Source organism: Blautia caccae (assembly GCF_040095955.1).
Classification (GTDB): domain Bacteria; phylum Bacillota; class Clostridia; order Lachnospirales; family Lachnospiraceae; genus Blautia; species Blautia celeris.
Genome location: NZ_JBBMFP010000025.1, coordinates 1 through 20,988, shown reverse-complemented (window position 1 = coordinate 20,988; position 20,988 = coordinate 1). Strand labels below are relative to the sequence as shown.

The following is a 20,988-nucleotide window of genomic DNA, read 5'->3' as shown; positions in this document are numbered from 1 at the left end:
TTTACCCCTCCCTAAATCTGTTTCAGCAGTTTTCATATTTCATACGAGATGCTTTATAAAGTTCCTCTGCATATACCCCCTGCAGATATGGCCCGAAGTACCGATTGATAATACAGATTTTATCTGGATCAGAACAAAACTTTTGAACAAAAGCATTTGCCTTTTCACGGATGGTTTCCTCAGAATCAACCTTCGGATCGTAAAGATCCGGCATTACTCCCAGAATAATCTTATCTCCGTAATCTTCAAAAAGTCTTTGTGTATTATTTATATTGCTCATAGGCCCCCATATATCCCATCCGCCGGCAATATAATTTTCTATTTGCATTTCATTACAACCGCAGCTGTGCAGTTCGGCCACCTTTCCTTTTGCATGGATATGGTCTGTCACCTTTTTCATATAAGGAACGAGCAGTTCCCTGCCTGTATCAAAAGAAAAAAACGGCGCTCTCTGGGTTCCCCAGTCGTCATGGATAATAAATCCGTCAATATCATATGCCTCACAGCATTTGTCAATGATTCTGCAATATAAATCGGACAGCCTGTCAAAAAGCCCCTTTAGAGCATCCTGCTGCTCCTCGTCAACCAGTGCCATGGCAGCCGCTTCAAATCCCATGAAAGAAATGAGACGCTCAAAACCAAAACCATTCAGGAATGTTATATACCGGAACTGGTCATTTTTCAGGAACTCTGCATTCTCTTTTTTGCTTGCTTCCCAGTCCCAGGAATCTATATCCGGCCATTTGACGGCTGCCTTCCAATCATTGGCATCCTCAAATAAGTGGGGACATCCCGGCTTTTCCATAGAACCTTCTGCCACAGGAACATAGATCCATTCAATGCCGAACATATCTCTTCCGCCCTTTTCTTCCTCTTTGATACGTCTTCCGCCGTCATTGACATAGCCTCTGGCACGATTATCGGGAATGATATCCGGATAAAAGCTAAAAGTTTCCACACCGGTACACATCCATACCGGTTTTTTGTCTAAAGCCATTCTTTTCCAGGCCTCTCTCATGGTGATCGGATAATGAAACACCGGTACACTGGCATCTCGGAATGCCTTTGATATTTCTACTACAGTCAGCTCATCTTCATGAAAAGGAATCGCCATAATGTTACCTCCGCTCGTCGAATTTTTATAACTGCATTATATCTTCGCATGTAAGCGATGTAAATCCGCCGAATTTTTAAAATAACTTTTAAATTTCCGCAAAATGCGGAGAACATTAAAGTCAAAAAAATAAGGAACAACAGCCCCTGAACTGTTATCCCTTATAAATTAATTCAGATACCCCAGAAGACGCATAGCGATTTGAATAAAGAGTCTGGTATCCGAATCCTCCAAATCTATTCCGATCAGCTTCTGAATACGTTCCAGACGGTACATCAGCGTACTGCGGTGTATGAAAAGGTCATTTGCTGTAGGCGTCTGGTTTCCTCCGTTTTTAAAATAGCTGGCCAGAGTCTCCATATATTCCGTTCCTTTTTGCCGGTCAATCTCGACCAGGGCAAGTATAGAATCGGAACATATGGAACGAATGCTGAATTCTTCCGTAAAATGTCCGATAATGTAATCAAGTACATAGTCAGAGAAATAGAAAAAATATTCTTTGGGCTTCCGCTGCAGGCCCAGTTGAATCGCCTTTTCTGCCTGCCGGCTGTATTCTCCTACTTCCGTAAAATCATAAAAATGATTGCTGCACCCAATGGTCAGATTCATCTCTCTGCACAGGCCCTCCAATTTGACCGGAAGTTCTGTACGAGAATATTGCGACAGCGTCAGATTGCAGATGGTTAAAGCTCCGTTTTCTACGGATATGGAAAGTGCATCTTTTAATATGATATTCACAGAACTGCATATTTTCTGATGTCTTAGTATTTCTTTGCTTTCTTTTTGTATTTCTATTTTCAAGCAGATATATTCGTGTGTAAGCTCCCACCCCAGCATTTCCAGACGTTTTACCAAATACCTCTGTTCGATCGCCTCTCCTTTGATCAACTTCAATATGATTTTTTCAAAAGAGGTCACATCGTTTCGCTTAAAGAGATTGCGGTCAAATGCCATGCGCAGAAAGGTCGCAAAATGATTGACCATAAGAAAATCACCCGGCTTTAGGGAACGATTCAGCTCATGGAGCAAAAAACGACCGCAGTAATGATGGTCACTTGTCCAGATATTTGTATAAAGCATGCGATGGGTTCCGTAAGAAGGTTCCCATATATGTGCGCCGCGGGTGGAGAGCGTCTGTATGTAGGCCGGACTCTTCTGCAGCTTTTGTATTTTCTCCTGGGAGAAGAAAATATTACCGGAATTCTCATCTACCTGAATATTCCCCATACCTACGACCCAAGTGGGCATGGCAAGAACATAAAAATTATTGTCATGGATATAAAGTGGATTCTGGAAAAAATCCATGGCAGAAACACACAATTCATGGAGTCCGCCGCCGCTGTTTAATATATCCTCCAGCTTTTGGGACCAGGAGGCATATCGAATAAAAATTTCCTGTATATAGTTAAAAACACTTTCCCAGCATACAGATTCCTCAAGTTCAATGACGGAACATAACAGAGCGTCCGGTTTTTCTTTCGATTTTCCCACAATAACCCGGCATATACCTTTTTCTGTAATCGGAAATCGGGCATATACCTCTGCTTTTGCCACATAAACCAGGTCGGAAGACAGCTCCTTCTGCCCATAGTAAATAGAAGCACCGGTCAGTCTCTGCTCATCATGCCATCTGCAGAAAAAAGAGATATTATAGTCCTCTTCCAGGTTATCAACAAGTATCTGCATGTTTAAGAGAAGCTTTGTATCATAATTATATAGCCTCATAGTTTCCCCCACTGTACAGCAGTCCTAATATCTCATATCAAACCCTTCCACAAGACGCCCGGCATATATCTTTCCTGCCTCCCTGAGTGCAGGCAGCATATAATCCTTATTGAAGCGAATCACCGGAACACGGTCGTAAGCCCGCATTCCCATATGCTTGAGTGCTTCCTCCATATTGTGAAGACATTCCACAGCCCCAAGCCCGGTTCCTCCTGCACAGGCAGCCAGGAAGCATCTCTTTTGGCTTAAATAGCCGTTATGTGCCGTTTCACATCTTCTGAGGCGGTCCACAAATGCTTTCATGACCTCTGTTGTATCATGCCAGTAAACGGCAGTGATCCACACAATACCGTCTGCCTCTGCCAGTTTTTTATAGGTTTCCTCAAAATCATCCTTTATAATGCAGACGCCTTTAGCCCGGCAGGCGCCCCAGCCGTTCCCGCAGGCGCGGCAGTGCTCCAGCTTCAGTCCATTTAAATAGATTTCCTCCACATCCGTACCGTTTTCCCTGATTCCCTCAATAAATGCATCCTTTGCCGACGCGGTCAGCCCGTCTGTATTTGCACTTGACCATACAACTGCTATGGACATATCTTATCCTCCTTATTCATTTCGCTTTCTCTACAAAGCAGTTCCCTTCTTTGGCACGAAGAATCGATCCATGGAAATGCCCTCGTGTGTCAGCAATGCTATTTTCTTATCTATTCCCCCGGCGTAACCCGTCAGGCTGCCGTTTGTGCCAACCACGCGATGGCAGGGTATGATAATAGAGATGGGGTTATGTCCCACAGCTCCGCCTACAGCCTGCGCAGACATCCGGTCCAGCCCCAGTCTTTTTGCTACCTTCCCGGCTATTTTTCCGTATGTAGTGACCTCACCGTATGGGATCTCTGTGAGAATCTCCCATACAGCTCTGCGAAATTCACTTCCGACAGGCGCCAGATTTAATTCCCTGATCTGCGGTTTTTCTCCGGCAAAGTAACGGTCCAGCCAGTCTTTGGCCTGTACGAGAACTGCCAGATCATCGCATTGTTTCATTTCTTCTTTCACAGATGCCAGATAGTATTTTTGATTTTCTATCCAAAGACCAGTCAGTGCTTCATCTTTCGCCGCTATCATGATCCGTCCCACCGGTGAGTTATATTCTGTTGTGTATATCATATTTTTGATTCCTTTCTTTACTTTCATTCTATATCCTTTTACCGTTCTGCGTCAAGAAATGAACACAGGAAAAGCTCATCTTTTCTGTATTCGGATAAGGAGCAGCAGCGAAAACAAAAATAGTATCGACAGGCTCAAAAAGCACCATAACCTGCCGCCGGATTCCGCACTTTCGCTCAGCCCAAATAAATACAGCGTATCTCCTTCGCTCAGAACATCCATTTTGCACAGTGCAAAATATCCAAGTGCCCACAAGTACCCAACAACCACATTCTGACATATCTGTGATACAAAAAGTCCGGAGATTCCCAGAAAACAGGAAAGCAGGATCACCACAGATACAAACCTCCAAAAAGGAAATTCACAATGGTTCAGCCACATCATGAAAGCGAATCCGGATACCATGGAGGAAACAAGAAAAAATGCAGACAGCAGACGGATAAAAACTGTCTTTGCATACGTCCATGGCTTAGACAAAATCAATTCCTTAATTTCCAGACTGTGTTCCCATCTCGTAACCGGAACAAACAGAATGATTCCAATAAGGGATACCGACTGTTCCAGACATTGGGCTGACTGTATGCTGTCCAGGTTTTTCACTCCTCTTATTATCGGAATGCAGAAAAGATACAGGAGTGCAAGTATCACACTACTTTTGAATGCCAGTAAAAAATCTCTTTTTAAGAATCCTGTAATATCTCTGCCCTTGATACCCATGACTGCATTTCCCCTTTCTTTTCCTCTCATAAATGACACAGGAAAGCAGTAAAAAAATAAAAGTAAAAAGAAGCATGATCCCTCTGTTCACCCACAGGATTGTAAGGTTTTGCCTTATCAGTTCAGAACCACGCAGTGTATTATGGCGTATCATCAATGTAAAATACCCTGTATCTCCCCACAATCCGGTCATACCGGTATCCATAAACCACCATACGGCCTGGACTAAAACAGCCGCCGGGGCAGATGTAAGAATCGTCAAAAATGTTCCCAGCGATAGGACAACTGCCGCTGTGGGCAGCAGCCACCAGAGAATATATTTTACAAAAGCAAGCGCATCTATTGAAATCCCGGATTCCGAAGAGTATTGCAGGAGCGGCAGCAGGGATTCAAAGCTCAATAAGAATACAGGCAGCATACACGCTGTCAGCATAGCCAGAAACCTTACCATGACAAGTTTGGCAGTACCGAACTGCCTGCTGTCAATCAGCTCATTCATTTTATTTCTTCTGTCCTTCATCCAGAACACAACAGCCACAAATACAGGATACAGCCCCAGAGACCGCGTTATATAATCACAAAATAATCTTGCAAAAGCTCTGCTGACTTTATCCTCATAAATCGTCTTACGGTACTCTTCTGCTGCCTCTTCATAATTCATTTCTGCCTGCCCATAATATGTCAAAAGCATATCCATGGAGTAATTAGAACCTCTGCCGATCATATCCTCCGCTTTTTTCATAAGCTCTTTAAATCTGTCATAGGATACCTGTGGAACAAAATGTTTTGTCTTATCCTCTGCCTCTTGTATACGTTCTTCTTTTTCCCCTGCCTCTATGGTTATGGTTCCGTTTTCATCCGGGTTATCTTCTTTAAAATGAACGATATTACCGTTTACATACGGGAAATAATCATCCGGAAGATTCCAAAGATTCTCTTCGTCAAGTCCTGTTATCTCACATAATATTTTTAATATTTCATCCTGTTCCGCGTCATTTAAGACAACTTCTTTATAGTACCCAAAAGGATACACCGCATAAGAATTTTCACGGTACTCCATCAGCAGATGGTCTGTTCCGCCAAGCATAACGGTATCCGGCACCTCCTTCCTCTTCCTGCCGAATGATTCTGCATTTTTATCCGGTTTTTCCAGAATGGAGCCTCCAGTGATCTGTAACTGGTAAGAGGTATCCTTATCTTTGGAGGCGAGAATTTCCTTATCTGTCACATGATAAAAATTCTGATACCATCCGAAAACAAGCAGAAATAAAAACAGACCATACACAACACTAAAACAAATTCTCTTCAACTCTTTGAAGTACAGCATATCATTCTCCCTCCCCGCATTGTTTCAGCAGATACATGTAACTGTCTTCCACTGTCGGCTCACACAAAACATGTGTTACAGCGGGTATTGTGTCGGAAAGGAACCTGCACAGGATATCAGGACCATTCTGCTGCAGATGAATCACTTTATATTTCTTTTTTAAATCATTTATTTCCCCGGGCTTTATTTCCGTCAGATATACGTTTCCCTCTGAGAGCCTCCGCATTTCAGCAATACTTCCTTCAAACATGACTTTTCCATGGTCCAGTACCGCCGTTCGGGAGCAGGCCGCCTCAATGTCACCGGCAATGTGTGTTGACAGAAGTATGATTCTGTCCTTTGCAAGTTCGGAAAAAAGATTATAAAACCGTATGCGTTCTTCCGGGTCAAGACCTGCTGTCGGTTCATCGGCAATCAGTATTTCCGGTTCATTCAGCAGCGCCTGCGCAATGCCGAAGCGTCTTTTCATACCGCCGGAAAGGTTTTTAAACTTTTTATTTTTCTCTGATTCCAGGTTCACTTGTTTTAAAACCGTATCTATTCTCTGTCTCCGCACTGCTTTCGGTAATTCAGCCAAAATACCCAGATAGTCCAGCGCAGCATAAACCTTCATGGATGGGTAAACAGAAAACTCCTGGGGCAGATACCCTACTATTTTTCTGATCTCTTTTTTATTTCGGATATCCATATCATTTATTGTCACCGCTCCTGCTGTAGGTTCTGAAATGGTGGCAAGAATGCGCATGAACGACGTTTTTCCGGCTCCGTTGCTCCCCAGCAGGCCATACATGCCTGCGGGAATCTTGAAAGAGACATCTCTTAAAACTTCCTGTCCGCCATATTTTTTGTATAAATGTTCGATTCTGATTTCCATAAAAAAACCTCCTTACGCTTTGTATAAGGAGATTTTTTCATAGAAAAGTCAATTTTTTGAAAAGTTCAATTACTTTTTGATTTTAATTATGACACTGGCGCCGTCCGGGGAATTTTTCAAATGTAAGCTGCCGCCCAGTTTCCCGCAGAGGATTTTGCATATTGACAGTCCCAGTCCAAAATGATCTGCATTTCCATTGGAAGTGTAGAACAGAGAAGCGGCATGCTCCAGTTCATCCTGTGAAAAACCGTTTCCGTTATCCTCCATGACAAACGCGATCGCATCCTCATGCTCCGTGATGGTCAGCAGAATTCTGTCTCTTGTAAACCGTAAGGCATTATTGAACAGATTTTCCAGTACTTTAAACAGCATATTCTTATCTGTGTATATCACTTCCTGTTTTGCTTTATTATCCAGCACAAAAGTGATATTTCGCTGTTCAGCCATAAGTGAAAAATCTTTTTCCAGACATGACATCAGCTCCTTCATGCAGACAGAAGATTTTTCAATCTCTATTTCTTCTATTTTTTCAATGTCATGGATACAGCTTACATATCTTTCAAGGCGTTCTGTTGACTGCATCATGTTATGAAGCGTCATTTCTAATACTTCTTCGGTCAGCTGCTCTCTAAGCATGGTTTTAGAGAGATAATCCAGATATCCCTTGATCACCGTAATCGGTGTTCTCAGATCATGGGATACGGAAGCTGTCAGAGCCTTTCTGTCCTGCATCGCCTCCCACATCCTCTGATTATTTTTGTACAGCTCTTTTCTCATACTTTCAAAGGTACTGCACAGCATACCCAGTTCATCTTCCGCATGGTAATGCAATTCAAAATCCAGGTTTTGGTCAGCTATATGACTGATCCCCCGCTTCAGGGTTTCTATGGGAACGCGCAGCTTTACCTGATAATAAAAAACGGCAACTGCCAGGGAACCGATGGCCACATACAACACCGGCAGTGCTGCCATGAGAAACGTTATTACATTATATCTCAATTGATTTTCCGCCGTCAGTTTTCCATATACATACTGATCCGGTTTTACGATATATTGCAGTGAATCACCTTCTTCCTTTTCGCCGGCTTCATACTGTATATCCGAATTTCTGATGGTGATGGGCCTGGTATTTAAAATTTTCTGATTCAAATTCAGCAGTAAAAAGATGGTCATAACAGATAAAGCCGCTACCAGAATAATACTGACGGCTGATATAGATAAAAGTGCTTTTTTTAATGACATTTTTTGTATCATTCCGTTTAATTTTTCCATCGGTACCCCACTCCCCAAACGGTATCAATATAAGTTTTATCGGTATATTCGGCAAACTTTATCCTGATCTTCCTGATATGTTCTTTGATAACACTGCAGTCACCCTCCGCGTTAAATCCCCATATATGTTCATAGATCCGTTCTTTATCAAATACCTGTCCCGCATTCCTGGATAGCAGCTTAATGATCTCAAATTCCTTATTTGACAGTTCTACAGGACTTCCCTTGATATAAATCTTTCTTTTACCGTAATCAATCATCATTTCTTCTGAGAACCTGCCCTGTGTTTTTGTGTGATATCTCTCCTCCCGCCGTAAGTGTGCTGTCATTCTTGCCAGCAGCTCATCCATGGAAAAAGGTTTTGTGATATAGTCATCACCGCCCGCAAGCAGACCGTTTACCTTATCCTGTTCGGTTATTCTCGCTGTCAGAAACAGAATGGGGCAGACAACAAATCCTCTGATCTTTACACATAGATCCAGCCCGTTCATGCCGGCCATATTAATATCCAGAAGAATCATATCCGGCTCACAGGAAAGCTTTTCCAGTCCCTGATCTGCATTTGCCGCTGTATAGACTTTATATCCCTCTGACTGAAGCTGCAGCGCCAGCATATCTAAGATTGACTGCTCATCATCAATCAGTAATATTTTGTATGTTCTGCTCATATTTATCACATTCCTTTTCTTATAAATGATAACCTGACTTATAACACAGAAAAGTCAATTTTCAGTCAAAATAAAAAAGTTCCGTACTTGTTTTGCTATTACCTGTTGTGATACAATTGCTGTATAAAATTAAAGGGACAGGGATTCTGCATATGGAACTGTATACAGCAAACGAAACGGAATGGGAAAAAGTGAGGGATTTTTATTGGCAGCTGATTGATTCGATGGACTCTGCCTTATATAAACCGGGATGGAAAAAGGGGATTTATCCATCGGATGAACTTCTGATGCGCTCGATCCGCGGGAAAGAATTGTATGTACTTCTCTCCGGCAGCACTTATGCGGCTGCAATGATCTTAAATCATAAAAGTACAGAGGGATATGAAAAAATACAGTGGAGTATTTCCGCCAATCCCCGGGAAGTAACCGTAGTGCACGCACTGGGTGTACTTCCCGCTTTTCAGGGACAGGGCATCGCGAAATTCATGGTACGGGAAGCCATTCGGACTGCCGGGGAAAACGGCCAAAAAGCAGTCCGCTTAGACGTGCTCGGCACCAATATCCCTGCGCAGAAACTTTACAGCAGCATGGGATTTCAATATAGGGATACCATTCAGTTGTTTTATGAAGACACCGGATTGACGGACTACATGCTCTACGAATATCTGTTATAGGAAACTTTCGTATATCGGTTATTTTTATTCCAGCCTGCTCTTCACCTTCCGCTTTCTCCCGGTTACCAGCCTTTGCAGTTCCCGGTCAGCCCGGTTTGCATAGGCATGGGCCCTGGCCTGTATTAAAATCTTCCGCCCTTCCGGGTTTCTGGTATAAATAAGCTTATAACTTCCCATTGTCTTTTTCATACACTCTGAAAACAAAAGGGCATCTTCCCTTGACTTTGCAAAGATTTCCGGCACACAGAAATATTTCATCATTCCCACACCCGCGTGCCTTCTGTACAGCAGATAGCGCTGGTTATCCACTACACCAAAAAACTCTTCCACACAGTTTGAAAAAATATCTTTTTCCCGTACGCTTCCGCCCTTTAGATATACTTCATAAAACGCGCCGTTTAAGTCACTGGCTTCCACCCGCGCCGCTGATAAAATCAGCCCTTTATACTCCAGGGACTTAAGCACCCCATTTCCAATGAGCTGTAAATATCGAAGCGGCGTCAGATATTTTATCCCTTTCCACACCAGAAAAATCATGCCTATTGAGAGAAACAGCATAGCAGCAAGATACAGGAGCAGGGAAAAAACATCTTTTTTGCCGGCACTTTCTCCCCATATATGGATGCCCTGGATAATAACCATAGAAGCTACATCCAGAAAGACCAGCCCCATAATATTGAAAAATACAGCTTTTGTCTTTAACCTTCCCTGTTCCACTTCCACTTCATCCATGACCTCCATACCGTCATACATCAAGATGGCATCCTTCCATTTCTGTCGCAGCCCCTCACGGTTCCCGGCCAGTTCCTCCATTTTTTGATTGATCACCAGAACTCGTTTCCTGTCAAAAGGACCTTGGATAATATCCAGACGCTCCATACCGTCCTCAATACTGGTCCCATCATAGCTGACCCCGATAAATCCCTTCATACGCCGTTTTAGTGTGGCAAAGTCCTCCGACAGCATTTCTTCATCGCATCCCAGCCTGCGCATTGCACGCACTTCTTTCTGGTTTTCAATGCAGACCAGATGCCAGATATTGCTTGTCTTTTCCGGATTGCCCTGCATCACACGAATCGCTCTTCCGCGCATTTGGTTGCTTAAAATATAGGAACCCACAAAACTGGCCAGAATCAGGGAATTGATTCCCGGGGAATCCCATCCTTCTCCCAGCAGTGACTTTGTGCCAATTAAAACCTGCACATATCCTGCTTCAAAAACCTGTGTGATCCATTTTGTCGTATCAGAGGTTCTGCCGCTGATATCTATCTGGGCATATCCCGTCGGATTGCCTTCCCGGTCTGCGAACTCCCTGGCAGACATACTGCAGTTTTCGGTGCTTCCCCGCAAAAGGGCCTCCAGGCAGGGAAGCGCTGTGACCGGAAGAATGATCATGCTGCCGCACAAAACCCCCAGTCTGCAGTCCGGTGCCGCTTCCCTGCGCAGCATCTCAAAAATGGGAACTACGCCGATACTTTTGACCTCCGCATCCGGGTTTCCAATGATTGTTTTAAATTCCTTCCGTATGTAATCGGTAAGTATCAGCATCCGCAGCTCTGATTTCATGGACCTGAATTCTGTTTTCACAACTGCCTTGATACTTTCCAGCTTTCCCAGACTGTTTGTGAGTAATTTCTGTATCCCACTGTTGAATACAAGACCGACTCTCTGCCGTACAAGGAACTGCTGCTTCTTCAGCTGTTTCGTAAGTGTTTCCCGGTAATACGCATCGCATACAAAACTGTCTTTGTCATCAAACAGCAGCTTCTGCAGTAATATTTCCATCCAGTGCACATCCATTTCCGGAAAATTCCTGACGCCTAAAAGCTTTTTCCATCTTGTATCAAAAGGAATCCGGGCTGCGGTGTAAAAAATCAGCATTGCGGATACATACGGCGGTTCCTCCAGCATCGTTTCCGCATATGTATCATAATCCAGCATTTTCTGATGGGAAGCCATGATATTTAAAAATTCACGGTCTGCCATCAGGCTCTGAAGCAATGATTCCGCCTGGTTTCTGAAGTCCCTGACTTTTTCTTCCTCCTCACCGGTAGGAAAATTAAAATAGACATAATCCTGATGCGGGCATAGGCTCCCTTCCCGAACCAGTTCCGGAACAATGATCTCCTCATCGATCGGTCCGCAGAGCTGTATATACCGTTCCCACTGGGACGGTGTGGAATCATAGGGCGGTGTTGCAGTCAGAGATATGACCTTCACCCCGGCGTTTTCCATCTCATGCATAAAATGTTCCAGCGCAGCCCACCATTCGCTGCGCAGATGATGGCACTCATCCAGGCAAATCACCCGTATCCCGGCTGTCCTGACTGCCTCCAGCAGATCAAATCCGGAAAAATCCACAGACTGGCTGCCCCCCGCCGTATCTTCCTCCTGCAGCTCACCCTTATAACGGTTCATTCCGCTGTACAGGGTCTGATATGTTATGGAGGTCACCAATCCCGGAGACTTCAGATCATTTGACAGAATATTTCCGTGTTCCGCATCTTCTGTCAAAAACGCCTCCCGAATACGTTCCAGCCATTGTTCCCGGATAACAAGCCTGGGCGACAGGATAAGCGCCGGACACCCCAGTCTCCTTATAAGCTCAATACCAAGGGTTGTCTTCCCTGACCCCGGAGCCGCCACAATATGTATTTTTCCATCCTGAAGATATGTATCCGCATGTTTTAATACCCGTTCCTGGTAGGATCTCCAGGAACCTTTGAATTTGAAAATATTGTCATAAACATTCATATAATATATTTCTGCTCCTGCTTATTTTTCAGTTTTCTTCCTGTTTCTGGATTATGGCGTGTTCCTCCTCTTTGCCGTTCAAGATGCAGGGTAGCATAACTGAATGGATTCCTCTGATCAATGTATGATCTAAATCAAAACAAACCAGTTTTGTTTTCATAATATTCATCCTTTATCCGTTTTTTCCATGCTCTGTCAAATATAAGCATATAGCTTTTTTCCTATCAGTTCTCCCACCATATTAACAGCCTGTAGAAAAACTTATCATTTGTCTTTAACTGTAAATTCTAATGTGGATTCTGTCAAGTAATCCTATAAAGTATTACGGATAATGCAGTCTTGTAAAATACCTTGACAAATTTCCTCATTGTTGTATACTCAATATTGAGTATATGAATCGGAGGTAAAGAAACTGTGACAAAGTTACTGGTACTCGGCTTATTCGAGGAACGCCCTATGTCCGGCTACGATATTCAGCAAAAGATAAGCATGGCAGATGCTGAAAGATGGGGCGGTGTATTGGTTGGTTCCATATATCATGCGTTAAAAAAACTGGAACAGGATAACTATATTGAGATAGCTGATGTGGAATACACGGGCCACCGGCAAAAAGCTGTATATAAAATCACAGACAAGGGAACAGCTTATCTGCAATCCTTAATATTTGATGCACTGGGCGCTTCCTCTGTCCTATATCCTACAACACTGTACAGCGGATTATCTCTCATCGATAAAATCCCCCGCGAAAATGCCCGGCAGGCCCTGGAATCACAAAAAGAGAAGCTGCAAATGGAATACAGCGCACTGAAACAGGGGGAAAAGAGTAACGAAAATGCTAATGAACCGATTTCTCCAATCTCCAGGATCACTATAGAAAACATGTTTGCCATTATCCGCAGGCAGCAGCAGTTTATTGAAGAAATATTAAGGGTATTAGAGGATGAAAGTCAATGAAAAGCATACTGCTCCTATTGATGGGATGTATATTATTATTTGTACTCACGATCATTACAGGCAGAATCACTTTTGCCCATCAATATAAAATCCGTTCAAAAACAGGGATTCAAAGATCTGAATATATAACCATAGGCAAAATAAAACAGTACATACAAATCCGGGGACAGGATAGTTCCAATCCGGTTATTCTTATGCTGCACGGAGGGCCAGGCAATCCGATGGCATATTATTCCTATGATTGGCAGGCAGAGCTGGAACAGGATTATACCGTGATCCACTGGGACCAGCGGGGCTGTGGAAATACCTTTTATCAGAATAAAACAGCCGCAAAACCTACTCTGGATTTACTGCTGTCGGACTTAGATGAGCTTGTCGATCATATTCGTTTGGAGTTTCAAAAAGAAAAGGTTATCCTCATGGGGCACTCGTGGGGAACCTTTCCCGGTGCTATTTATGCGGGTCAGCACCCTGAAAAGGTATTGGCCTGTATTTCCGTCAGCCAAATGCTGGATTTTAAAAAATCAGAACAGGTATCCGCACAGGAAGCCGTCCACTTGGCTTATGCAGCGGGCCGCCCTCAGGATGCATATGAAATAGAAAAAATGCTTGAACCGATAATGAAGTGCCGAAAATTTGATAAACCGGAAGCAGCAAAACTGCTGAAATTCCGTCAGTTAAAAGAGAAGTATCTGCCTTCCCAATACAGCAGTAAAATGCTCATCCTACAGCTTTTTTCTCCGTATATGACCTTCCGAAATTTAAGATGGATGTTCAGTTTTGGTAGTCTCATTGCAGCAAACAGTGCGCTTTATGAGACACTTTTAGCGGACCAAAAATCAACCATGTACGATTATACACTGCAGTATGAAACTCCGGTTATCATCATTGCCGGTGACTGCGACTGGACAACACCTTATCCTATGGCAGTTAAATATTTTAATGCTATTTCCGCACCTTATAAGAAATTTATAACAATAAGGAACACCGGACATATTCCATTCATTGACAGGAAAAAAGAGTTTTCTGAAGCGCTGTCAGATGCATTATGCCATGTCATACACCGCCTATAGACAGCCTGCTTTTATTTTACCTCAATAGAACCTGCGCCTCCGCTTAAGATTTCCGATATATCCGATGGGGATAAAACAACTTTTTGCACCTCTTCATACAGATGCCGAAAGAATTATGTAGCGAGAACTACAGATAAACAAGACAGGAATCACCGAATCAATTAACAGTAGAAACGGTGATTCCTATCTTCTTTTTAAATATTATTGCCGTCTGATACACATTCAACAATAACATCTGTCTTTCATTAATATTAAATCTTTCTCAAGAAAAATTCGATATAATCTTTTATTTTTTGATCAATCATAGGCCAATCATATTCTTGTATTGGGAAGATATCGCTATCTTCCATAACTCTTTGTACTGGTATGGAAATTCCAGTATTCCATTCTTCGTCATATGGTACTACTTTACATTGAATTGTGTCTAAAGCATTTGCGATTGTATCATTAACCATTGCTTTATAGCTTTTTAATGCCCAATCAGACCCACCACCATGCGAAATTATTCCCGCGGGCAGTCCATATAATTCAGACTTATATGTATTATCTTTCCACCAATGTAAAAAGGTGATCTGCTCCATTTTCTCCAGCACCATACTAAGTTTGGCAGGAATGGGAGCATAATGAGGTGAAATAAAAAAGATTCCGTCTGACCTGGTAATTTTATTGTAAATCTTATTGAAATCTGAATCAGCACTACATCTTTTACTACTAAAACATTTACCACATCCAATACACGGATGCAAAGTATAGTCTCTTAAATCGATTACTTCACATTGTATTTCTTTACAATTCAAAAATTCCGCTATTTTGTTGCATAGTAATAGTGACATGCTGTTCTTTTGGGAATGTTGAATATTGGTTGCTGATATACTTAGTATCTTCATTAGTAGAATCCCCTCTTTACATCTTTTTATTATTGGCCTTTACTCAGGCTTTTTATATATCAATATATCTGATATGTCGCAATCCAAAGCAAAACATATTCGACAAAGAACACCGAAATCAATTCTTACCGCTTCGTTTTTGTAAAGTTTATTTAATTGCTTCCGTTCTAATTGTGCTTTAAAACATAATTTATTTTTACTTAAATTTCTCTTTTCGAGCATTTCATCAATCTTCACTTCAATACTTCCATAATTCTCCATATGACAATCTCCTAAAATAATTTCTGGAATTCGTCCTGAAGATACTCATATAATCCGAAAAACTCCATTCTTGAATTTCTGTTTCTATCTTTTACTATCTTTATTATACATTATCACACACAATCACTGCAATCCTATTCTTCCATCTACAACTGTCTGCTCAAAAATCGGATGGTTCAGGCGCAGCGTGCTGTGCCACACTGCTAACCCGCTGTTGTCTCTTGGAGATAATTGCTGCCTAACGGCAGGTTTTCTCGAACTCTTTTGCAACATCTTCCAGGAGATTCCTGATCTGCAGATGCTGCGGACAGGCATCCTCACATTTTCCGCATTTTGCGCAGTCAGATGCTTTTCCGTTTTTCTTTGTGTGGACGTTATTGTAATAATAATCCGCGTTCCAGTCATGATAGAGCTGTTTTGTATTCATGCAGGCAAACAAATCAGGGATAGATATATGTTTCGGACATCCATCTGTACAATACCGACAGGCAGTACAAGAGATCAGATTCATGGAGCGGAAAATATTCCGTACTTTATCCACTGCGTCCATTTCTTTCTGGGAAAGAGGCTGAAACTCTCTCATGTAACTGATGTTGTCTTCCAATTGGTCCAGGGTGCTCATGCCGGAAAGCACCATCATCATACCGTCAAATCCGGCTGCATACCGGATTGCATAGCTGGCCGGACTGCCGCCCTTTAACTCATCCAATACGGCTCTGGCCTCATCCGGCAGATTGACAAGATTACCGCCCTTTACCGGCTCCATAACGATCACCGGCTTTCCATATTTGCGGCAGACCTCATAGCATTTCCGGCTCTGTACTGCAGGGTCATCGTAATCCAGGTAATTGAATTGAATCTGTACGACTTCAATCTGCGGGTATTCCGTCAGAATCTGTTCCAGCACATCTGCATGGTCGTGGAAGGATATGCCGAAATGGCGGATTTTTCCCTCTTTCTTTAGTTCCAATGCCGTTTCATACGCATGGCAGCGTTTGAATTTTGCAAAGTTTTCCGCACTCTGGGCATGCATCAGATAAAAATCAAAATATTCCACGCCGCACCACGCAAGCTGGTTTTCAAAAAACGGCCGGATCTCCTCTTCCTTTTCAAAGAAAAACGTCGTCAGTTTATTGGTAAGGATATAGCTGTCCCGGGGATGCCGGCTGGTCAGGCAGCTTTTTAGTGCCAATTCGCTTTTGCCTCCCAGATACCCGTGTGCCGTATCAAAATAGTTAAATCCGGCCTCCAAAAAAGTGTCCACCATCTCTGAAAACTGCCTTTGGTCCACCTCCCCGTCAATCATGGGAAGCCTCATACATCCGAAGCCAAAATTTTTCTTAATATTATACATCAGCAAATCCTCCTGTTTTTTAACATACTGCAAACTTGACATTCTGCATTTCCATTGATATCATTTGCATTGTACTCTCCGGTAGCTGCTACCGGTCAATAGCTTTTTTAAGTTTTCCTATTTTACGGAGGTTATCATGTATACAATGAAACAGGCCTGTGAGAAAACAGGCATGCATTATGAAACACTGAAATTCTACTGCAATGAGGGTCTGATTCCCAATGTAAAACGTGACAAGACAAATCGCCGTGTCTTTGATGCGCATGATATTGCATGGATCAAAAGCCTGACCTGTCTGAAGAAATGCGGTATGAGCCTGAAAGAAATGAAAGAATATCTCGCTCTGTGCCTCCAGGGGCAGTCTTCCATACCTAAGCGGAAAGTCATTCTGGAGCAAAAAAGAAAAGACCTGCTCCTCTCTATGCAGGAACTTCAGGATTCCATTGACTACATAGATTGGAAACAGACCTTTTATGATGATGTTATGTCGGGCAAAACCAAATACAACAGTAATTTGATTCCCGCTGAGAATTAAAAAGTTTTTTATCTGACAGATCAGGCAGTCCGGAGCAAAACCTTCACATGGGTTTTAAATTCTTTTCCAGCCTCTCAGTCATCCACGCCAGCCGTTTGACGCGTCCGGCCTCCGTCCTGGCATCCAGATATGCTCTGGTATAGGTCTTCTGCACTGACGGGGACATATTCAGGAAGTTTGCATATGCCTGTTCATTTCCTTTCAGCAGTTCCGCCACAGAGTCTATCTGCTCTTTACCTATAACCACTTTTGGGGCAGTGCCCTCCCACTGCCCGTTTTTCTTTGCTTCCTCAATCTTTGCTCTTCCGAAATCCGTCATCAAACCGCGTTTTTCAAGAGCCTCTGCCAGCGCCTTATTTTTTTCTGACCATTTGCTGCCGCTTCTGCGGGCAGAAAAGTATTTCACATAAGATTTCTCATCGACCCGTTTCATAAGGCCGTCAATCCAGCCGAAACAAAGAGCCTCTTCCAGTGCTTCTCCGGCTTTGACGGTCACCAGCTCCTTCGTTTTTCCGAAAAGCAGCCAGACGCCGCCGCTGGTCATACAATTGTTTTTCAGCCAATCCCTGAACTCCTCACGTGTCTTAAAAAGTATAGGTTCGCTCATAATGCAGCCTCGCTTTCTATAAGATACCACAGTTCCAACATCAAAAAGTCATACCGGCTTTTCCTGTATAGGACCGGGTTCTGAATTTCTAATATTCTTCATTGTATCATAGACGGTCTGCAAAATCTATACAAAGCACTGCTGCATCCGCTTTATTCCCATTTAAAGTATCGAAAAGCTATCCCTGTACAGAGTACCGCGATCACGATCATAATGAGGACCGATACCGTCACATTTTCTGTGCCCTGCCCAAGAGATGCTGCTTTCAGTAATTTTATCCCCTGTGCAAGAGGCAGGATATTGGCTGCCTTCTGCATGGCTGCCGGCATAACTTCATAGGGAAGTGTTGCCCCGGAAAATATCAGCATGGGGAAGTAGAGAATACTGGCGATCACACCCGCTATTTTCGTATTCGGCGCTATGCCTCCCACCATCATGCCGATGCTGAACATGGATACCAGCACCAGCAGGTAGCCTCCCAGAAAATGAAGCACTGACCCGTTAAACCGATACCCGAAAAAGAGCGCACCTGTAAGATACAGCAGCAAAAAAGAAACCACTGCATACAAGGTATAAATGACTACCTGCACAAACAGGATCATGGCCGGACTGACCGGGGTGACCTGATAGCGCTTCAGAATCTTTTTACTCCGGTAATCCGAGACCACCAAGGGCAGTCCCATTACCCCGCCGGCGCAAATAGATATAGTGGCAATGGCGCCAAAGGATTGTTCCAAAAAGGTATAGTCTGCCCCCGGATAGGCCGGCTTTTCTCCGTATATAATTCCCAGTATCACCAACACCACAACAGGGACACAGATGGCAAATATGAACATATCCATTCCTCGCAGTGATAATTTCAGTTCTGTCTTAAGCATGGTTCTAAATGTTTTCATTGGCCTGTTCCTCCTCGTCTGTATACCAAAGATAAGCGTCCTCAAATTTCTCATACGGGCTTTTTTCTATCGCCTCTGAAACTGTTCCATAGAAAACGATCTTTCCTCGTTTCAAAATACAGATACCGTCACATAAAGCTTCCACTTCATCCATGAAATGTGAAGTCAGAAAAATGGTCAGACCTTTTTCTTTCAGGTCAGAAAGTATTTTCCATACCTCCCGCCGTGCTTTTGCGTCCAGCCCGGTTGTCAGTTCGTCCAAAAAAACTACTTCCGGATCAGGTATCAGCGCAAGAACAATAAACAGACGCTGCTTCTGTCCACCGGACAGATCTTTGACAGGGCTTTTCTTCTTATCCGCAATTCCAAACCGCGCAAGCAGTGCAAAAGGGTCAGCGGCTTCTTTGTATAATGAGGCAGTCACCCGGCACAGCTCTGCCACTGTGATCTGCTCCTGATAGCTGCTCTCCTGGAACTGTACCCCTACCCTTTCAAAGAGTTTTTTCCGGTCCTTAAAAGGGTCTGCTCCCAGAATGCGAATCGTCCCTGTGTCGGCTTTTTTCGTTCCCAGGATACATTCGATCGTGGTGGATTTTCCTGCGCCGTTTGCTCCGAGCAGGCCAAATACCATTCCCCTGTCAACGGACAGACTTATATTTTCCACTGCATGCAGCTTACCGTAGGATTTGGTGAGCTGTTCTACTTTGATTACTTCCTGCATATCTTTTACCTCCTTGTTTTATCAAGGACAAGGATATCACAGGAAAAAACATTGGTGGTTAAATGGAGGGTTCAGAAAATCTGATTTTCATTTCCGTGAGCTTCTCCATCATTTTTTCCGCATTTAACTCTGCCGCGGTGAGGGAGGTCACCAGTTTATCGCACACTGTAATGATCTCAGTATCCTCCTTCGGTGTATCCAGCGCTTTTTTGATATCTATCCCCGGATTTTTTGATACCTGCCCGAGCATGGTCAAAATAGCTTCCAGCGAATAGTTGGCACACCGAAGGGAACGGATAATCTTCAGGCGCTTGATATCTCCATCTGTATAAACGCGGTACCCGTTCTGCCTGCGTCTGACTGTCAATAGACCGTTCATCTCCCAGTTTCTCAGGGTATCCATAGAAACATTTAAGTATTCGGACACTTCCTTCCGTTTCATGGTGTGCAGATTTTCTTCTGTTCTGCCGTCTAAAATCTGCTCAGCGATCTGGGTGGCCTCCTCCGCGTTGGCAATCTCCTGCCGAATCTGCAGCAGATATTCCCGTGTGAGTTCCAGTGCCTTCTCATAATCACCTGCCGCAGACACTTTTACCATCTGTACTATTTTCTTACGCAGCCCGTTCTGCAGCACTTCTATCTGAAATGCGAGACGGGCAAGGCGGAACTGCTCTATGTGAAGCTCTGTAAATACTCTGTAGCCGTTTGGAAGCCGTCCGGGTTTTGGAATCAGCCCCAGCTCTTCATACAAACGCACCGTATTGGGATGTACGCCGATGATTTCTGCGATTTCCGAAGTCCTGTATGTGTTCATTTTTTTATGCCTCCTTACAAAGACTACCGTAACATAGATATCAAGTCTGGTGTTATAGTGGAGGGTTATTTTATCACATACGCATGAGTTCTTCAACGACTTCTGTCAGATGCCCGAGATTTTCTATCATGGCATCCGTGTATTTGTCTATGCTCCCAAAGCTTTTTATGGCGTCCCTGGCCATCTGTTTTTCTTTTTTCCTGAATTGTTTTATCATGTTGTCAAAGGCTTTCTCCGTTTTCCAGTATTTGATCACCTCATCATGATGTTCTTCTTTGAATGCCTCCAGTGCAGCAAAATACCTGCTCATATCCAGATTTTCCTTCATAATTACATCCCGCCTTTCAAACATACACCGGTGTGTCTGTTTTTTTCTGATTATACTGTATCACGTAAGGTGAGAGTCAAGCACTCGAAGGAAACAAACGAAGTACGATTGTAATATATCGCGGAAGGAATACGCAAAGGGTATTGCTTCCTGTACATTGCTGTTGGTATAATATAAAAATAAACAGTATTGGTAAAAGGAGACCAGCTATGAAAAGTCAACCCTAAATTAGCAAAAGATTATATTTATTTTCTGACCGGAAAAATGGCTAA

General features: G+C 43.2%; 23 protein-coding genes. 4 read left to right on the top strand and 19 right to left on the bottom strand.

All coding sequences use genetic code 11. The features are described 5' to 3' along the window. Nucleotides 1-22: 22 nt before the first annotated feature. From WMO65_RS21360 to WMO65_RS21320, 9 genes are all read right to left on the bottom strand, one after another. Nucleotides 23-1,114, bottom strand: coding sequence for a uroporphyrinogen decarboxylase/cobalamine-independent methonine synthase family protein (locus tag WMO65_RS21360; protein ID WP_243128857.1), 1,092 nt, complete (start codon nucleotides 1,112-1,114; stop codon nucleotides 23-25). 168 nt (nucleotides 1,115-1,282) lie between these two features. Then, nucleotides 1,283-2,839 (bottom strand): PucR family transcriptional regulator, encoded by a 1,557-nt coding sequence (locus WMO65_RS21355; RefSeq protein ID WP_148393641.1) that lies wholly within the window; start codon nucleotides 2,837-2,839, stop codon nucleotides 1,283-1,285. A gap of 24 nt (nucleotides 2,840-2,863) precedes the next feature. Next, nucleotides 2,864-3,430, bottom strand: a complete 567-nt coding sequence (locus WMO65_RS21350; protein ID WP_033139539.1) for a flavodoxin family protein — start codon at nucleotides 3,428-3,430, stop codon at nucleotides 2,864-2,866. Nucleotides 3,431-3,460: 30 nt separating this feature from the next. Then, nucleotides 3,461-4,000, bottom strand: coding sequence for a methylated-DNA--[protein]-cysteine S-methyltransferase (locus tag WMO65_RS21345; protein ID WP_148393669.1), 540 nt, complete (start codon nucleotides 3,998-4,000; stop codon nucleotides 3,461-3,463). Nucleotides 4,001-4,075: 75 nt separating this feature from the next. Then, on the bottom strand, nucleotides 4,076-4,600 hold the full coding sequence (locus WMO65_RS21340) for a hypothetical protein (protein WP_227210486.1): 525 nt from the start codon (nucleotides 4,598-4,600) through the stop codon (nucleotides 4,076-4,078). Between the two features lie 49 nt (nucleotides 4,601-4,649). Continuing rightward, nucleotides 4,650-6,044 (bottom strand): ABC transporter permease, encoded by a 1,395-nt coding sequence (locus WMO65_RS21335; RefSeq protein WP_148393640.1) that lies wholly within the window; start codon nucleotides 6,042-6,044, stop codon nucleotides 4,650-4,652. 1 nt (nucleotide 6,045) lies between these two features. After that, a complete protein-coding gene (locus WMO65_RS21330) occupies nucleotides 6,046-6,918 on the bottom strand; it encodes an ABC transporter ATP-binding protein (RefSeq protein WP_148393639.1) in 873 nt (290 codons plus the stop codon). Between the two features lie 69 nt (nucleotides 6,919-6,987). Beyond that, complete coding sequence (locus WMO65_RS21325) at nucleotides 6,988-8,190, bottom strand: HAMP domain-containing sensor histidine kinase (protein WP_148393638.1); 1,203 nt, start codon at nucleotides 8,188-8,190, stop codon at nucleotides 6,988-6,990. Next, nucleotides 8,178-8,858: a response regulator transcription factor gene (locus tag WMO65_RS21320; RefSeq protein ID WP_148393637.1), complete on the bottom strand. Its 681-nt coding sequence runs from the start codon at nucleotides 8,856-8,858 to the stop codon at nucleotides 8,178-8,180. Before WMO65_RS21320 ends, WMO65_RS21325 begins: the two co-directional genes overlap by 13 nt. 152 nt (nucleotides 8,859-9,010) lie before the next feature. On the opposite strand from WMO65_RS21320, the gene WMO65_RS21315 reads away from it, so the two are divergent. Then, nucleotides 9,011-9,532 carry a GNAT family N-acetyltransferase gene (locus WMO65_RS21315; RefSeq protein ID WP_033139534.1) on the top strand — a complete coding sequence of 174 codons (522 nt, stop codon included), beginning with the start codon at nucleotides 9,011-9,013 and terminating at the stop codon, nucleotides 9,530-9,532. A 24-nt stretch (nucleotides 9,533-9,556) separates the two neighbouring features. On the opposite strand, the gene WMO65_RS21310 is transcribed toward WMO65_RS21315, so the two are convergent. Further along, entirely contained in the window at nucleotides 9,557-12,286 is a 2,730-nt protein-coding gene (locus tag WMO65_RS21310; RefSeq protein ID WP_148393636.1) for a DEAD/DEAH box helicase family protein, read from the bottom strand. A 28-nt stretch (nucleotides 12,287-12,314) separates the two neighbouring features. Continuing rightward, nucleotides 12,315-12,446, bottom strand: coding sequence for a hypothetical protein (locus WMO65_RS21305; RefSeq protein ID WP_256157862.1), 132 nt, complete (start codon nucleotides 12,444-12,446; stop codon nucleotides 12,315-12,317). Between the two features lie 254 nt (nucleotides 12,447-12,700). On the opposite strand from WMO65_RS21305, the gene WMO65_RS21300 reads away from it, so the two are divergent. Both WMO65_RS21300 and WMO65_RS21295 read left to right on the top strand, forming a co-directional pair. After that, the gene (locus WMO65_RS21300; RefSeq protein WP_349064655.1) at nucleotides 12,701-13,240 is read left to right on the top strand and encodes a PadR family transcriptional regulator; all 540 of its coding nucleotides are present in this window, start codon (nucleotides 12,701-12,703) and stop codon (nucleotides 13,238-13,240) included. Beyond that, entirely contained in the window at nucleotides 13,237-14,313 is a 1,077-nt protein-coding gene (locus tag WMO65_RS21295) for an alpha/beta fold hydrolase (protein WP_148393634.1), read from the top strand. Before WMO65_RS21300 ends, WMO65_RS21295 begins: the two co-directional genes overlap by 4 nt. Nucleotides 14,314-14,564: 251 nt before the next feature. On the opposite strand, the gene WMO65_RS21290 is transcribed toward WMO65_RS21295, so the two are convergent. The 3 genes from WMO65_RS21290 to WMO65_RS21280 form a co-directional block, all read right to left on the bottom strand. Further along, nucleotides 14,565-15,200: a flavodoxin family protein gene (locus WMO65_RS21290; protein ID WP_148393633.1), complete on the bottom strand. Its 636-nt coding sequence runs from the start codon at nucleotides 15,198-15,200 to the stop codon at nucleotides 14,565-14,567. Nucleotides 15,201-15,239: 39 nt separating this feature from the next. Next, nucleotides 15,240-15,461, bottom strand: a complete 222-nt coding sequence (locus WMO65_RS21285) for a helix-turn-helix domain-containing protein (protein ID WP_033139530.1) — start codon at nucleotides 15,459-15,461, stop codon at nucleotides 15,240-15,242. A gap of 238 nt (nucleotides 15,462-15,699) precedes the next feature. Continuing rightward, nucleotides 15,700-16,815: an aldo/keto reductase gene (locus WMO65_RS21280; RefSeq protein ID WP_148393632.1), complete on the bottom strand. Its 1,116-nt coding sequence runs from the start codon at nucleotides 16,813-16,815 to the stop codon at nucleotides 15,700-15,702. Between the two features lie 136 nt (nucleotides 16,816-16,951). Between WMO65_RS21280 and WMO65_RS21275 the strand changes: the two genes are divergently transcribed. Then, complete coding sequence (locus tag WMO65_RS21275) at nucleotides 16,952-17,350, top strand: MerR family transcriptional regulator (RefSeq protein ID WP_148393631.1); 399 nt, start codon at nucleotides 16,952-16,954, stop codon at nucleotides 17,348-17,350. A gap of 43 nt (nucleotides 17,351-17,393) precedes the next feature. On the opposite strand, the gene WMO65_RS21270 is transcribed toward WMO65_RS21275, so the two are convergent. From WMO65_RS21270 to WMO65_RS21250, 5 genes are all read right to left on the bottom strand, one after another. Next, on the bottom strand, nucleotides 17,394-17,957 hold the full coding sequence (locus WMO65_RS21270; protein WP_148393630.1) for a YdeI/OmpD-associated family protein: 564 nt from the start codon (nucleotides 17,955-17,957) through the stop codon (nucleotides 17,394-17,396). A 152-nt stretch (nucleotides 17,958-18,109) separates the two neighbouring features. Beyond that, complete coding sequence (locus tag WMO65_RS21265; RefSeq protein ID WP_054353646.1) at nucleotides 18,110-18,853, bottom strand: ABC transporter permease; 744 nt, start codon at nucleotides 18,851-18,853, stop codon at nucleotides 18,110-18,112. Further along, nucleotides 18,840-19,574: an ABC transporter ATP-binding protein gene (locus tag WMO65_RS21260; protein WP_148393629.1), complete on the bottom strand. Its 735-nt coding sequence runs from the start codon at nucleotides 19,572-19,574 to the stop codon at nucleotides 18,840-18,842. Before WMO65_RS21260 ends, WMO65_RS21265 begins: the two co-directional genes overlap by 14 nt. A 58-nt stretch (nucleotides 19,575-19,632) precedes the next feature. Then, complete coding sequence (locus WMO65_RS21255) at nucleotides 19,633-20,388, bottom strand: MerR family transcriptional regulator (protein ID WP_103731869.1); 756 nt, start codon at nucleotides 20,386-20,388, stop codon at nucleotides 19,633-19,635. Between the two features lie 73 nt (nucleotides 20,389-20,461). Next, entirely contained in the window at nucleotides 20,462-20,716 is a 255-nt protein-coding gene (locus tag WMO65_RS21250) for a hypothetical protein (protein ID WP_148393628.1), read from the bottom strand. Between the last annotated feature and the right edge of the window lie 272 nt (nucleotides 20,717-20,988).